At 64.4% G+C, this 14,474-nt stretch carries 12 protein-coding genes; 10 read left to right on the top strand and 2 right to left on the bottom strand.

What is annotated here, in order from left to right; translation table 11 throughout:
- The first annotated feature begins 1 nt into the window (after position 1).
- A complete protein-coding gene (locus BGP00_RS16955) occupies positions 2-1,471 on the top strand; it encodes a nucleoside hydrolase-like domain-containing protein (RefSeq protein WP_292687462.1) in 1,470 nt (489 codons plus the stop codon).
- Between the two features lie 28 nt (positions 1,472-1,499).
- Complete coding sequence (locus BGP00_RS16950; protein WP_168605956.1) at positions 1,500-2,819, top strand: MFS transporter; 1,320 nt, start codon at positions 1,500-1,502, stop codon at positions 2,817-2,819.
- Here BGP00_RS16950 and BGP00_RS16945 read toward each other — a convergent pair whose 3' ends face one another.
- Complete coding sequence (locus tag BGP00_RS16945) at positions 2,820-3,863, bottom strand: LacI family DNA-binding transcriptional regulator (RefSeq protein WP_292687467.1); 1,044 nt, start codon at positions 3,861-3,863, stop codon at positions 2,820-2,822.
- 204 nt (positions 3,864-4,067) lie between these two features.
- On the opposite strand from BGP00_RS16945, the gene gtdA reads away from it, so the two are divergent.
- From gtdA to BGP00_RS16925, 4 genes are read left to right on the top strand one after another with little or no spacing between them, the layout of a single operon-like run.
- Positions 4,068-5,114, top strand: coding sequence for a gentisate 1,2-dioxygenase (gtdA, locus tag BGP00_RS16940; RefSeq protein WP_292687469.1), 1,047 nt, complete (start codon positions 4,068-4,070; stop codon positions 5,112-5,114).
- Between the two features lies 1 nt (position 5,115).
- The gene (locus tag BGP00_RS16935) at positions 5,116-5,811 is read left to right on the top strand and encodes a fumarylacetoacetate hydrolase family protein (RefSeq protein WP_168605959.1); all 696 of its coding nucleotides are present in this window, start codon (positions 5,116-5,118) and stop codon (positions 5,809-5,811) included.
- Positions 5,804-6,430, top strand: a complete 627-nt coding sequence (gene maiA / locus BGP00_RS16930) for a maleylacetoacetate isomerase (RefSeq protein ID WP_292687472.1) — start codon at positions 5,804-5,806, stop codon at positions 6,428-6,430. The genes BGP00_RS16935 and maiA overlap by 8 nt, the downstream gene beginning before the upstream one ends.
- A gap of 17 nt (positions 6,431-6,447) precedes the next feature.
- Positions 6,448-8,052 (top strand): sulfatase-like hydrolase/transferase, encoded by a 1,605-nt coding sequence (locus BGP00_RS16925; protein WP_292687473.1) that lies wholly within the window; start codon positions 6,448-6,450, stop codon positions 8,050-8,052.
- Between the two features lie 36 nt (positions 8,053-8,088).
- On the opposite strand, the gene BGP00_RS16920 is transcribed toward BGP00_RS16925, so the two are convergent.
- On the bottom strand, positions 8,089-9,867 hold the full coding sequence (locus BGP00_RS16920; protein WP_292687475.1) for an IlvD/Edd family dehydratase: 1,779 nt from the start codon (positions 9,865-9,867) through the stop codon (positions 8,089-8,091).
- 265 nt (positions 9,868-10,132) lie between these two features.
- On the opposite strand from BGP00_RS16920, the gene BGP00_RS16915 reads away from it, so the two are divergent.
- Genes BGP00_RS16915 through BGP00_RS16900 form a run of 4 tightly spaced genes read left to right on the top strand, consistent with a single transcriptional unit; the run spans position 10,133 to position 14,326 of the window.
- Positions 10,133-11,263: a fumarylacetoacetate hydrolase family protein gene (locus tag BGP00_RS16915; protein WP_292687477.1), complete on the top strand. Its 1,131-nt coding sequence runs from the start codon at positions 10,133-10,135 to the stop codon at positions 11,261-11,263.
- The gene (locus tag BGP00_RS16910; protein ID WP_292687479.1) at positions 11,260-12,036 is read left to right on the top strand and encodes an SDR family oxidoreductase; all 777 of its coding nucleotides are present in this window, start codon (positions 11,260-11,262) and stop codon (positions 12,034-12,036) included. Before BGP00_RS16915 ends, BGP00_RS16910 begins: the two co-directional genes overlap by 4 nt.
- A complete protein-coding gene (locus tag BGP00_RS16905) occupies positions 12,036-12,893 on the top strand; it encodes an SMP-30/gluconolactonase/LRE family protein (protein WP_292687481.1) in 858 nt (285 codons plus the stop codon). Before BGP00_RS16910 ends, BGP00_RS16905 begins: the two co-directional genes overlap by 1 nt.
- Before the next feature lie 20 nt (positions 12,894-12,913).
- Complete coding sequence (locus tag BGP00_RS16900; RefSeq protein WP_292687483.1) at positions 12,914-14,326, top strand: sugar porter family MFS transporter; 1,413 nt, start codon at positions 12,914-12,916, stop codon at positions 14,324-14,326.
- Positions 14,327-14,474 lie beyond the last annotated feature (148 nt).

The raw sequence follows: 14,474 nt of genomic DNA, 5'->3' as shown, positions 1-14,474 counted from the left end.
CTTGGTTTCCCTCCTGCGCGCCGGGTTTTCCCTCCCGGCGCGCAGACGGTTTTGGCTGGGGCTGGCCGCTTTTGGCCTGGCGTCCCATCCAGCGCCGGCCTCTGAGCCAGCTCCAGTCAAAATCACGCCTCCGGCTTCGGCAAAATCACGTATCCTTGTCCTGACCGACATTGGCAATGAGCCCGACGATTCCGAAAGCCTCGTCCGCCTGCTGCTCTATGCCAACGAATTCGACATTGCCGCGATCATCGCCACCACATCGACGTGGCAGCGCGACCGGGTTCGCCCCGATCTGATCGACCAGCGCCTCGACGCCTATGCGCAGGTCTGGCCCAATCTGACCCATCACGCCGATGGCTATCCATCGCCCGACACCCTGCGCCAGCGCCGTATTGCGGGCGCGCCGCTCTATGGCATGAAGGGCGTTGGCAAGGGGCATGACACCAAGGCCAGCGCCGCCATCATCGCCGCCGTCGACGCGGGCAGCGCGACGCGCCCGCTCTGGGTCCTGGCATGGAGCGGCGTCACCGATCTGGCGCAGGCCCTCTGGCATATCCGCGCCACGCGCAGCCCGGCCGATCAGGCCCGCTTCTTAAGCAAACTGCGCGTCTATTCGATTTCCGATCAGGATGACGCCGGGCCATGGGCGCGCCGGAATTTCCCATCGCTGTTCTGGATCGCCAGCATCCACGGCTGGGGCCAATATACCATGGCGGCATGGAGCGGCATCTCCGGCGACCGCCGCAGCGCCGAACAATGGCCCGACCGCGACAAGGTGATGGACCCATGGCTGGAGGCCAATATCCGCCGTGGTCCGCTGGGCGGGCTCTATCCCTTGCCCGCCTTCATCATGGAGGGCGACACGCCCTCGCTGCTCTATATGATCCCCAATGGCCTGTCCGATCCTGAAAGGCCCGATTGGGGCTCGTGGGGCGGGCGCTATATGGTGGCGGCTCCGGGGGCCGGATTGTATGCCGACACCAAGGATGTCTTCACCCGCGACGGCGCGACCTATGCGGGCAATCAGGCGACGATCTATCGCTGGCGCGGTGCGTTTCAGAATGACTTTGCCGCGCGCATGGCATGGACGCTGATGCCCGATCGCGCCAAGGCCAACCACGCGCCCGAGGCTGTCGTCAATGGCGAGGCGGGCCGCGCGCCCTTGCGCATCACGGCGCGGGCGGGCGAGACGATCCGCCTCGATGCGGGCCAGTCGCGCGATCCTGATGGCGACGCACTGAGTGCCCATTGGTGGCAATATCGCGATGTCGGCGGCATTCCGCCTCAGGCCCCCGCCACCATCGCCGCGCCCGACGCCATGGCAACCGCCATCACCATGCCCATGGTGGGCGCCCCGCGCGACCTGCATGTCATCCTCGAACTGTCCGATCGCGGCGCGCCCGCGATGCTGGCCTATCGACGTATCATCATCACCGTTTTACCAGTCGCGGCGGCAAAACCGGCGCAATAGGCCCAACTTTTTGGAAAAGCAGACAAAGATGCAAACCCAGGAGCAATCTTCCGCCCCATGGCCCTCGGCGGGCCGCGCATGGTGGGTGGCCATTGTGCTGATGCTGGCCAACACGCTGGCCTTTATCGACCGTCAGGCGCTGGCCCTGCTGGTTCAGCCGATCAAGCAGGATCTGGGCATTTCCGATACGGCGATCAGCCTGCTTTACGGCCTGTCCTTCACGCTGTTCTACATTGCCGTGGGCCTGCCGATTGCGCGTCTGGCGGATCGGTCAAACCGGCGCAACATCGTGGCGGGCGCGATCTTTGTGTGGAGCGTGGCCACCAGCCTTTGCGGTCTGGCGCGCAGCTTTACCATGCTGTTTGCCGCCCGCGTGGGCGTTGGCGCGGGTGAGGGCGGGCTGACGCCTTCGGCCCTCTCGCTGCTGTCGGATTATTTCCCCAAGGAGCGCCTGCCGCTGGCCATGTCGATCTATCAGATCGGTATCTATCTGGGCAATGCTTCGGCGCTGGTGATCGGCGGCGTGGTGTTCACCCATATCCAGCCGACCGCCTCGATCATCCTGCCGATCTTTGGCGCGATGAAGGGGTGGCAACTGGTGTTCCTGCTGCTGGGCCTGCCGGGCATTGTGCTGGCGGCGGTCACGTTCACCCTGCGCGAACCGGCCCGTCAGGGCGTCGGCGCCAAGGAACCGAGCGCGCCGCTCTCGCAATTCTTTGCCCATATCGGCGCGCGCCGCCGGGCCTATATCGGCATCATGCTGGGCTTTGCGCTGATGATCCTTGTCGGCAATGGCACGGCGGTCTGGGTCCCGGCGTTTTTTGAGCGCACCTATGGCTGGACCACGGCCTCGGTGGGCAAGATCCTTGGCCCGGTCATCTTCCTGTGCGGCACGACCGGCGCGCTGACCGGCGGCTATGTCGCCACGGTGCTGCGCCGCCGGGGCATGGCGCATGGCAATCTGGTCGCTGCGCTTTTCGGCTTCTGCATGCTGGTGCCGATCACCATCGGCTTTCCCTTGATGCCCAACCCCTATGTGGCGCTGGCGTTGGTGGGGGTGATGAACTTCTTTGCCGGGTTCAATTATGGCGGTGGGCTTGCCACGCTTCAGGAACTGACGCCCAACCGGATGCGTGCGCTGATGTCGGCGGCCTATATGCTGACGATCAACCTGATCGGCGCGGCGCTTGGTCCGACGGCCATTGCGCTGGTCACCGATTACTGGTTCCACGATCCCAAGTCGCTCAATCTGGCGATCTCGCTGGTTTGCGCGGTGGCCTCGCCGCTCTCGGTGGTGCTGTTGTGGATGGGGATGCGCGATTATCGGCGCATCCTTGCATCGCAGTAATCAGGTGCTTTCGCGCGTGACGATCTGATAGGGGTGCCACTGGGCGGTAAAGGGGCGGTCGGCCTCGCCGTCGCGGTGGCGCTCCACCAGCCAGTTGGTGGCCTGCGCCGCCATCAGGTCGATATCCTGACGCACCGTGGTCAGCGGCGGCCAGATCTTGACCGCAATGGGCGCATCGTCAAACCCGGCCACAGCGACATCCTGCGGAATGCGCAGGCCCCGGCGATGGGCGGCCAGTACGACGCCCGCCGCCATATCATCATTGCTGGCAAAGATCGCATCGGGCGGAGTTTTCAGGTCGAGCAGGACGGCGCCCGCACTCAGGCCCGATTCAAAGGTGAAATCACCCGGCGCGATCAAGGTCGGGTCCAGCCCCAGCCCCCGCGCCGAGAGCGCCGCGCCATAGCCTTCAAAACGCGCCTTGCTGGCCGAATGGGTCGATGCGCCCAGCACGAAACCGATGCGCCTGTATCCCCGGTCGAGCAGGTAATTGGTCATGTCCATCGCCGCGCCGCGCTCGTCAATGCCCACCACGTCCATGTCATCCAGCGCCCGCCCGCAGGCAATCGCGGCAATCGGCACGCCAAGCCCGGCAATGGTTGGGCTGCCCGAGAGCATCTCATTATAGGGCGGAGCAAGCAGGATCGCGCTGGCCCCACTGCGCACGAGGGAGGACACAGCCTCTATCGCGGCGGCGGCGGACAGGTCGTCGCATTTGCGGATGATGATCTGGGCGCCCGCGCGCGCGGCGGCGTTCAGCGCCCCCACCAGCATGGCCGAGAGAAACGCATTCTGCGCATTGCGATAGACGATGCCGATGCGGGGAGAACGCGCACTGGCCAAAGAGCGGGCGGCCGCATTGGGCACATAGCCCAACTCCTCCACCGCCTTCAAAACCGCCGCCCGCGTCGCCTCGCGCACGCTCTTGGTGCCGTTCAGGACATGGGAAACCGTCATCGGGCTGACCCCGGCCAGATCGGCCACCGACTGGATGGTGATGCTCTGGCGCGAACGTCTGGACCGGGCGGGGATGGGGTTTGACATGATCGGCATCGGTCCATTCGTGATCGGGCCCGCAACAGCTTGGCCCCCTGCCGTTTCAGCGCTACGAGAGAGCAGGGGCAGAGCGCAAGCCCTCGATTGCGAAACTCTGGTATAGCGCTACAATTTTTTGGTTGCGCGCGCCATCACTTTTCGCCAGATGAGGATGCAGAGCCAAATCTGTTCCCGAGTTGAGAGGATTCGACAATGACGCTGGCGAATGAGCAGCAGGCCCAGTTGCATGCGCTCTATGATGAAATGGCTCCCTCCTATCTGACGCCTTTGTGGGAATCCCTGGCCGATCTGGTGCGCCCGTTTCCGCGCTCTGCGGCCCATGCCCATCGGTGGAATTATGACGAGGCCCGCAATTACCTGATGCGCGCCGGGGACCTGATCAGCGCGGAAAAGGCCGAGCGCCGCGTGCTGATCCTGGAAAACCCCGGCCTGCCCGGTCAATCCGCGATCACGCCCAGCCTCTATGCGGGCCTGCAACTGATCCTGCCGGGCGAAGTCGCACCCTGCCATCGCCACAGCCAGTCGGCGCTGCGCTTTGTGATGGAGGGCGAGGGCGCCTTTACTGCGCTGGACGGCGAAAAGGCGATCATGCGCCCCTTCGACCTCGTGCTGACGCCGGGCGGCCAGTGGCATGATCATGGCAATCCCAGCGACAAGCCGATGATCTGGCTCGATGGTCTGGATATTCCCACCGTCCGCCTGTTCGACGCGCAATTTGCCGAACACTATGACGGCAAAGCCTTCCCCGAAAGCGCGCCTGCGGGCGATACGCTGGCCCGTTATGGCCACAACATGCGGCCCATGCGCGGCACGGCGGCCGACCGCCGCCCCGCGCATCAGCCCTTGTTCCACTACCCCTATGCCCAGTGGCGCCCCGCTCTGGACGCGCTGGCGGCCAGCGGCGATATCGACCCGCATATGGGCCATGCGCTGGAATTCACCAATCCGGCTGATGGCGGGCCGATCATGCCCACCATCGCCGCTCATGTCCGCCTGATCCCCGCCGGTTTTGCAACCAAACCGCGCAAGTCCAGCGACGGCACAATCTTTGTCGTGGTCGAAGGCAGCGGCACCGCCAAGGTGGGCGACACCGAAATCAACCTGTCCGAACGCGATGTTTTCGCCGTGCCTTCGTGGAGCGAACTGGTGCTTCAGGCGGGCGAGACGCTTGTGCTGTTTGCCTATTCGGACAAGGCATCCCAAGAAAAACTGAACCTCTACCGTGAATGGAACTCGTAAGATGACGCTGTTTGCACCTCCGGCTCCGATCATCGCCGAAACCACCGAAGGCAAGGGCTTCCCGGTCCGCCGCTTGTTCTGCATCGGGCGCAATTATGCCGCCCATGCCCGCGAAATGGGCAAGGACCCGACGCGCGAGGCGCCCTTCTTCTTCACCAAATGGGCCGAAACCGTTGTGCCCAGCGGCACGACCATCGCCTATCCGCCCGAAACCGCCAATTTCCACTATGAGGCCGAACTGGTCGTGGCGATCGGCAAGGGCGGTCGCAACATTGCCGAATCCGATGCGCTGAGCCACGTTTACGGCTATGCCACCGGCCTCGACATGACGCGCCGCGACGTTCAGCTTGAAGCGCGCGACAAGGGGCGCCCCTGGGACACCGGCAAGAATGTCGAACAGTCCAGCCCGCTGGGCATCATCCATCCGGTTTCGGAAACGGGCGAGCTCAAGACCGGCCGCATCAGCCTGACCGTTAATGGCGACATCAAGCAGGACGCCGATCTGGCCGACCTGATCTGGAGTGTGGACGAGGTGATCGCCTATGTCTCGCGCTTCTATCGCCTTGAGCCGGGCGACCTGATCTACACCGGCACGCCCGCCGGCGTCGGCGCGGTGGTGACGGGCGACGAGATCGTGATCTCGGTCGAGGGCCTGACGCCCTGCACGATCAAGGTCGGGCCCAAGGCCGATGTCTGAGCCGCTGCTGCACGGCTTCTTCCGCTCGGGCGCATCCTATCGGGTGCGCATCGCGCTGGGGCTGAAGGGCATCGCCTATGGCAATGTCAGCTATAGCCTGCGCGATGGGGCGCAGCGTTCGCCCACCTATCTGGCGCTTAACCCGCAAGGGCTGGTGCCCGCGCTGGAAGTGGACGGGACGGTGCTGACGCAAAGTCTGGCGATCATCGAATATCTCGATGAAACGCATGACGGCCCGCGTTTGCTGCCCGCCGATCCGATCCTGCGCGCCCATGTCCGCGCGGCGGCGCAGGTCATCGCCATCGACACCCATCCGATCCAGAACCTGAAAGTGCTGGGCTGGGTGAAAGCGCTGGGCGGTGATGAAAGCGCATGGGCTGCCCGCGTGATCGAGGAAGGCTTTGCCGCTTTTGATGCGCTGATCGCGCCTTATGCGGGCCGGTTCTGCTTTGGCGATACGGTGACTTTGGCTGATGTGTGCCTTGTGCCGCAACTGGTCAACGCGCGCCGCTTTGGCGCGAAGGACACCCCCGCGCGCCTGCTGGCCATCGAGGAAGCCTGTCTGGCGCTGCCCGCTTTTGATGCGGCGCGCCCGGAAAACCAGCCCGACGCTGTATAAAACGAAAGATACCGCCCATGAATGTGCCTCTCACACGCCGCAATATCATGGGCGGTATCGGTGCCGGGATGCTGTCCGGCGTCCTGTCTCATGCCGATCTGGCGCAGGCTGCGCCTTTGGCTGTACCGGTGCCTTCCAGCGCCGGTTCGCGCCCCAATCTGATCCTGTTCTTTCCCGATGAACTGCGCGCCGATGCGTTGGCCTGTTATGGCAATCCGGTCACGCGCACGCCCAATTTCGACCGTCTGGCCAAATCGGGCACGATGTTCCGCAACGCCCATGTGCAATATCCGGTCTGTGCGGCCTCGCGCTGCTCGATGCTGACGGGCCTGCCCACCAGCGCCACCGGCCATCGCGGTTTTTCCTATCTGATCCAGCCCAATGAGCCCAATCTCTTCGCGATGTTGCGGCAATCGGGCTATGACACGTTCTTCTTCGGCAAGAATGATGTGCTGGCGCCTGAAACCTTCGCCACCAGCCTGACCGCATGGGCCGATCCGCCAGCGCCCGGCGCGGCCTCGGGCGATCATGCGCCGGGCGCGCGGGCGGGGGTCAACAATGGCCCGGTCACGATGTTGCTGCCCCCCATGGGCGACCGGCGCGAGACCAGCGATTACGGCATTATCCAGCGTGCCATCCACGTGATCGAGCGCAAGGAGAGCGACCGGCCCTTCTGCCTGTTCCTGCCGATTTTCCAGCCTCATCCGCCCTACCGCGCCCCCGCCGATTTCGCCGCGATGTACAAGCCCGAGGATCTGCCCGCGCTGATCCCGCCGGGCCTCTCGGGCAAACCGGCCTATCATGAGGCGATCCGCCGCGCCTATGGCTTGGACAAGGCCGGGCCGGAGGTTTTCGCCCGCGTGCGCGCCGCCTATTACGGGCAGGTGTCCTATGCCGACTGGCTGCTGGGTGAATTGCTTGATGCTCTCGAACGCACGGGCCGCGACAAGGATACCGCCGTGTTCGTGGGATCGGACCATGGCGATTATGCGGGCGATTATGGCCTGGTTGAAAAATGGCATGGCGGGCTGGAAAGCTGTCTGACGCATGTGCCGCTGATCGGGCGCGTTCCGGGCGTGGCGGGCGGCCATGTGGCGCAGGATATGGTCGAGCTTTACGACATCATGCCCAGCTTCCTCTCGCTGGCCGGGGCGCGTTCGGGGGGCACGCAGTTCGGGCGCTCGCTCTTGCCGCAGATCCATGGGGGCGCGGGCGATCCCAATCGCGCCGCGTTTACCGAGGCGGGGATCAACTCCTATGAACCGCAGGCCTTCGATACGCCGTCGGGCGGGCTGTATCGGATGAAGTCGCAACTGGCGGCGCAGGAGCCGGTCTTGGTGTCGCGCGCGGCCAGCGTTCGCACGCAGCGTCACACCTATATCCACCGTCCGCAGGGGCAGAGCGAGTTTTACGACCGCATCGCCGATCCGGGCGAGACGCGCAATCTGATCGGCACCAAGGCGGTGGCCAAGGATCAGGCTGCGCTCCAGCAGCGCCTGCTCAACTGGTATGTCAACACCAGCGGCGTGCCGCAGGACACGCGCAACAGCCGCGATGTGCCCAATTTCATTCCGCCTCAAGCGCCCAAGCCCGAGGCGCCCGACAGGATCCTCGACCTCTGATATGAAAAAGGCCGCTGTTTCCAGCGGCCTTTTTTGTCAGTGATTATGTCGGGGCGTCTTTGCCGCCAGCCCGCGATATTTGACCGCCATTTCCAGCACGGCCCCTTCGCCCATCTGTCCGGTCTTCTCGCGATAGAGTTCCTCCCAAGGCGTGTTGCTGGGCGGAACCGGGGGCAGGGGTTCGGCTCGGCGGCGCGCGATTTCTTCGTCCGAAACCAGCGCGTTGCAGGTGCCCTTGACCACATCGATGCGGATGATGTCGCCCGTGCGCAGCCATGACAGTCCGCCGCCCACCGCGCTTTCGGGCGAGCAGTTAAGGATCGATGGGCTGTCCGAGGTGCCCGACTGGCGCCCGTCGCCAAGCGTGGGCAGCCATTGCACTCCGCGCTGGATCAGTGCGGCGGGCGGCTGCATGTTCACCACCTCGGCGCTGCCCGGCCAGCCCTGAGGCCCTGCGCCGCGCATGACGAGGATGCAGTTTTCATCGATGTTCAGCGCAGGATCGTCGATCCGGTGATGATAATCGTCGCCCCCTTCAAACACCACCGCGCGCGCTTCAAACGTGCCGGGGTTTTCAGGGTTGGACAGATAGCGGGCGCGGAATTCCTCGGAAATCACGCTGGTCTTCATGATGCCGAAATCGAACAGATTGCCCGACAGCACGAGGAAGCCCGCCTTTTCCTTCAAAGGCTCGGTAAAGGGGCGGATCACCTCGCGGTCGCGGGCAGGGCGCGCGCCTACATTTTGCGCCACTGTCCCGCCCGTCACGCTCAGGCAATCGCCATCCAGCACGCCCTGTTGCAGCAATTCCCACATCACCGAAGGCACGCCGCCCGCGCGGTGGAAGCGCTCGCCAAGGAAACGGCCCGCAGGCTGCATATCGACGATCAGCGGCAGGTCATAGCCATGCTCCATCCAGTCGGCGGCGGTGATTTCCACGCTTGCATGGCGTGCCATGGCGACGATATGGGGCTGGGCGTTGCTCGACCCGCCGATAGCCGTAACCACGCGGATGGCGTTCAAAAAGCTCTCGCGCGTCAGGATCTTGGACGGGCGCAGGTCCTCATAGGCCATCTCCACAATCCGGCGGCCGGTTTCATAAGCAATCTGGCCGCGCTCGCGATAGGGCGCGGGGATCGCCGCGCATCCGGGCAGCGACAGGCCAAGCGCTTCGGCCACGGCATTCATGGTCGAGGCCGTGCCCATCGTATTGCAATGGCCCGCCGAAGGAGCCGAATCGCAGGCGCGCTGAAGGAACTCTTCCTCGTCGATCTCGCCCGCCGCCAGCTTGCGGCGGCTGCGCCAGATCACCGTGCCCGACCCCACCAGATCGCCTTCATGCCACCCGTCGAGCATCGGCCCGCCCGACAGGACAATGGCGGGAATATCCACCGTGCTGGCCGCCATCACCTGGCTGGGGGTGGTCTTGTCGCAGCCCGTGGTCAGCACCACCGCGTCGATGGGATAGCCATAAAGGATCTCCACCAGCCCCAGATAGGCCAGATTGCGATCCAGCGCGGCGGTGGGGCGGCGGCAGTTTTCAAAGATCGGATGAACCGGAAATTCCATGCAGATCCCACCCGCATCGCGGATGCCGTCACGCACGCGCTTGGCCAGATCGAGGTGGATGCGGTTGCAGGGCGAAAGGTCGCTGCCGCTCTGTGCAATACCGATGATCGGGCGGCCGGAGCGCAGTTCGTCGGGCGTGATCCCGTAATTCATGAAGCGTTCCAGATAGAGCGCTACCATGTCCGACCGCGCCGGATCGGCAAACCAGTCCTGCGAACGGAAACGGCGGGTGGAATTATCGGTCATCTGTATCTCTCCCTCCGGGCAGCCCTAGAGCGCTTTTACCATGAGCCAAAAGGCCCAAATCCTTGATGGTCGCATGTTCCGAGCCGATGCGTCGAAACGGTCTTCCTGAAAATGCTCTAGCGCGCGATGAACGCGATGCCAGTGATTTCCCGCCGCGCTTTCGAAACCACTTGACAGCGAGCCTGTTTACATGATGGTAGCGCTATCAAGCTTTGTCAACGCCGCGCGCCCGCGTTTGGTGTCGAAAATCCTGTCTGGAGAGAAAATGTCTGGGAATTCTTCCTTCGCGGCCCTGCTGCCCGCCGATTGGCGCGGCGGCCGTTTCCTTGGCCGGGTGCAGTTGCCCGAAGGCCCCACCCCGATTCTGGTCGAGGGCGGGGTGGCTTATGATATGTCGGGCGTGGCGCCCACGGTGTCGCAACTGGTCGAGGCGCTGCCGCTCGATGCTTCGGCGGGCCGCGTTCTGGGGCCGCTTGATGAACTCGATGCGCCCTGGCTCAGCCCGGTGGACCTTCAGGTCATCAAGGCCTGCGGCGTGACCTTTGCCACCAGCACGCTGGAGCGCGTGATCGAGGAACGCGCGCGCGGCGATTCGAGCAAGGCGCTGGAAATCCGCGCCCGCATCGAGGAGCGCGTGGGCGGTTCGATCCGCTCGGTCGTGCCCGGCTCGGTTGAGGCCGAGGCGCTCAAGGAATTGCTGATCGCCGATGGCCTGTGGTCGCAATATCTCGAAGTCGCCATCGGGCCTTACGCCGAAGTCTTCACCAAGGCGCCGGTGCTGGCCACGGTCGGCGCGCTGGCCGAGGTGGGCGTGCGCAGCGACAGCACATGGAACAACCCCGAACCCGAAGTCGTGCTGCTGGTTGATGCGGGCGGCAAGGCCGTTGGCGCGATGCTGGGCAATGACGTCAACCTGCGCGACATCGAAGGGCGCAGCGCGCTCTTGCTGGGCAAGGCGAAGGACAATAACGCGTCCTGCTCGCTCGGGCCGCTGGTGCGCCTGTTCGATGACAGTTTCTCGATTGACGATGTGCGCAATGCCGAGGTCGATCTGCTGATCGAAGGGCCGGAGGGCTATCGCCTTGAGGGCCATTCCAGTATGCGCGAAATCAGCCGCGATCCGCTCGATCTGGTGCGCCAGACGCTGAGCGAGCATCAATATCCCGATGGCTTCACGCTGTTCCTCGGAACCCTGTTCGCCCCCACACAGGACCGCGACGATCTGGGCCGTGGGTTCACGCATAAGGTGGGCGATGTCGTGACGATCTCGACCCCCAAGCTGGGCAAGCTGGTCAACACCGTGGTCACCAGCAAGGAAGCCCAGCCCTGGACGCAGGGCATCGCCGCGTTTTACGCCAATCTGGGCGCTCGCGGCCTGCTGGGAGCGAAAGCATGAGCGCTGTTAACAACGGGCGCGCGATCTATCCCAGCCTTGCGGGCAAGCGCGTTTTCATCAGCGGCGGCGCCAGCGGCATTGGTGAAGGTTTCGTCGAAGCCTTTGTGGCGCAGGGCGCGAAAGTGGCTTTCTGCGACATTGCAGAAGAGGCAGGAAAGGCGGTTGCAGCCCGCCTGAACACCGGCGCGAATCCCGCGCCGGTGTTCTTCCCCTGCGATCTGACCGACATGGCCGCCGTTCAGGCGATGATGGCGCAGGTGGAAGAAACGCTGGGCGGCATCGACGTGGTGATCAACAACGCCGCCAATGACGACCGCCATTCCGTGGCCGAAGTCACCCCCGCCTATTGGGACGAACGCATGGCGGTGAACCTGCGCCATCAGTTCTTTGTGGCGCAGGCCGCCGTGCCATCGATGAAGCGCGCGGGCGGTGGGGCCATCATCAATCTCGGCTCGATCAGTTGGCATCTGGGCCTTGAGGATCTGGTGGTCTATCAGACCGCCAAGGCCGCGATCGAGGGCATGACGCGCGGATTGGCGCGTGAGCTGGGCCGCGACAATATCCGCGTGACCAGCATCATCCCCGGCAATGTCAAAACCCCGCGTCAGGAAAGATGGTACACGCCCGAGGGCGAGGCCGAGATCGTTGCCGCGCAATGCCTCGATGGCCGCCTGTTGCCCTATGACGTGGCGGCGCTGGCGCTGTTTCTGGCCTCGGACGATGCGCGGCTGATTACGGGCCATGAATATTGGGTCGACGCGGGGTGGCGATAATGGCGCCGCAATCGGTCTGGGCGCTGGGCGCCACGCTGGGCGAAGGCCCGGTCTGGGTGGAGCGCGACGCGGCGCTGTGGTTCGTCGATATCAAGGCGCCCGCGATCCATCGCTTCACCCCCGCCACCGGCGAGCAGCGCACATGGGCCGCGCCCGCGCAGGTCGGCTGGGTGCTGCCCAGCGCGCGCGGGGATATGATCGCGGGCCTGCAGACGGGCGTGCATCGTTTCGATCCAGCGACGGGGGCGTTTTCGCTCCTTGTCGCGCCCGAGGCCCATCTGCCGGGCAATCGCTTGAACGATGCTACGGTGGCGGGCGATGGCGCGATCTGGCTTGGATCGATGGATGATGGTGAGGCGGCCGAAACCGGGCGCTTCTATCGTCTGGATGGCGCCGGATGCACGGAAAGCGGCCTGCCGCCGGTGTCGATCACCAATGGCCCGGCCTTCTCGCCCGACGGCGCGACGCTTTATCACAATGACACGCTGGGCCGCAAAGTCTGGGCCAGTACGCTCGAGGATGGGCGCATTGTCGCCACCCGCCTGTTTGCCGACATCGACGAGGGTTATCCCGATGGTCCCTGCGTCGATGCCGAGGGCTGCGTCTGGGTCAGCCTTTTCGCGGGCTGGGGCGTGCGGCGTTATGATCCCAGCGGGGCGCTGATGCAGACCATCCGCTTTCCGGTGGCCAATATCACCAAGATCGCCTTTGGCGGGCCGGACCTGCGCACCGCCTATGCAACGACCGCCGCCAAGGGATTGTCGGCGCAGGAACGCGCGCAGCAGCCTTTGGCGGGCGCGCTGTTCGCCTTTGATCCGGGCGTGGCGGGAATGCCGAGCGTTCTGGCTCAAGTATAAGAATTTACGGGAGAGAGAGGATGCAGGAGCAATCGGAAGGCCCCGTCAATACGGGCTTGATCGCGATGATCGTGGCGGTGGCCACGATCGGCGGCTTTATGTTCGGCTATGATTCAGGCGTGATCAACGGCACGCAAAAAGGGCTGGAGGCCGCCTTTGACCTTGGCAAGGTGGGCATCGGCATCAATGTCGGCGCGATCCTTGTCGGCTCGTCGGTGGGTGCGTTTGGCGCGGGGCGTCTGGCCGACCGGATCGGGCGGCGCGGGGTGATGAAACTGGCCGCCGTGCTGTTTCTGATCAGCGCGCTGATCGCCGGGGCGGCGGGTTCGTCGCTGGTGTTCATTCTGGCGCGCATCATCGGCGGCCTTGGCGTGGGCGCGGCCAGCGTCATTTCGCCGGTCTATATTTCCGAGGTCGTGCCCGCCCATGTGCGCGGCCGCCTCTCCAGCGTGCAGCAGGTGATGATCATCACCGGCCTGACGGGCGCCTTTGTCGTCAATTATATCCTGGCGCAGGTGGCGGGCGATTCCACCGCGATCCTGTGGGCCGACCAGCCCGCATGGCGCTGGATGTTCTGGCTTCAGGCGATGCCTGCGGCGATCTATTTCGTCGCGCTGATGTTTATCCCCGAAAGCCCGCGCTATCTTGTCGCGCGCGGTGACGAAGCGGGGGCGCAGAGCGTGCTGACCCGTCTGTTCGACGGCGATGTGGCGCGCCGCATGGTGGGCGAAATCCGCGACAGCCTTGCTGCCGACCACCACCGCCCGCGCCTGTCCGACCTGATCGACAAGGCCACCGGGCGTATCCGCCCCATCGTGTGGACGGGCATCGGGCTGGCCGTGTTTCAACAGCTCGTGGGCATCAACGTCGTGTTCTATTACGGCGCAACCCTGTGGCAGGCGGTGGGTTTCTCGGAAAGCTATTCCTTGCAGATCAACATCCTGTCGGGCGTGGTTTCAATTGTCGGCTGCCTTGCCACGCTGCTGCTGGTTGACCGGGTGGGGCGCAAGCCGCTGCTGCTGGTCGGCTCGGCGGGCATGGCGGTTACGCTGGGCGTCGTGGCTTGGGCCTTTTCCACCGCCATTCATGGCGCCGATGGTTCGGTCAGCCTGCCGGGGCATAATGGCGTGATCGCACTGCTGGCGGCCAATGCCTATGTTGTGTTTTTCAACATGAGCTGGGGCCCGATCATGTGGGTGATGCTGGGCGAAATGTTCCCCAATCAGATCCGTGGCTCGGGGCTGGCGGTTTCGGGCTTTGCCCAATGGATCGCCAATGCGGCCATCTCGGTCAGCTTCCCCGCGCTGGTCGTCTCGCCGGGTCTGGCGGTGGCCTATACCGGCTACGCGGTGGCGGCGGCGGCGTCCTTCTTCTTCGTCCGCGCCATGGTGCGCGAAACCAAGGGCGTCAGTCTGGAGCAGATGGAAGGCTGAACGAAAAACGGGGGCTTGGCGGCCCCCGTTTCTTTATGTCTGGCTGCCTCTATCGGCCTTACCAATTCCACATGGTACCATCTTCGAGCCTTGCGACGGGGAGGTATGCGGGCTTGTAAGGATACTTGGCGGCGAGGGTTTCGTCGAT

It is taken from the genome of Novosphingobium sp. 63-713, from assembly GCF_001898925.1.
Lineage (GTDB): Bacteria > Pseudomonadota > Alphaproteobacteria > Sphingomonadales > Sphingomonadaceae > Novosphingobium.
The sequence above is the reverse complement of the archived record's forward strand: the minus strand, read 5'-3'. Positions and strand labels throughout refer to the sequence as shown.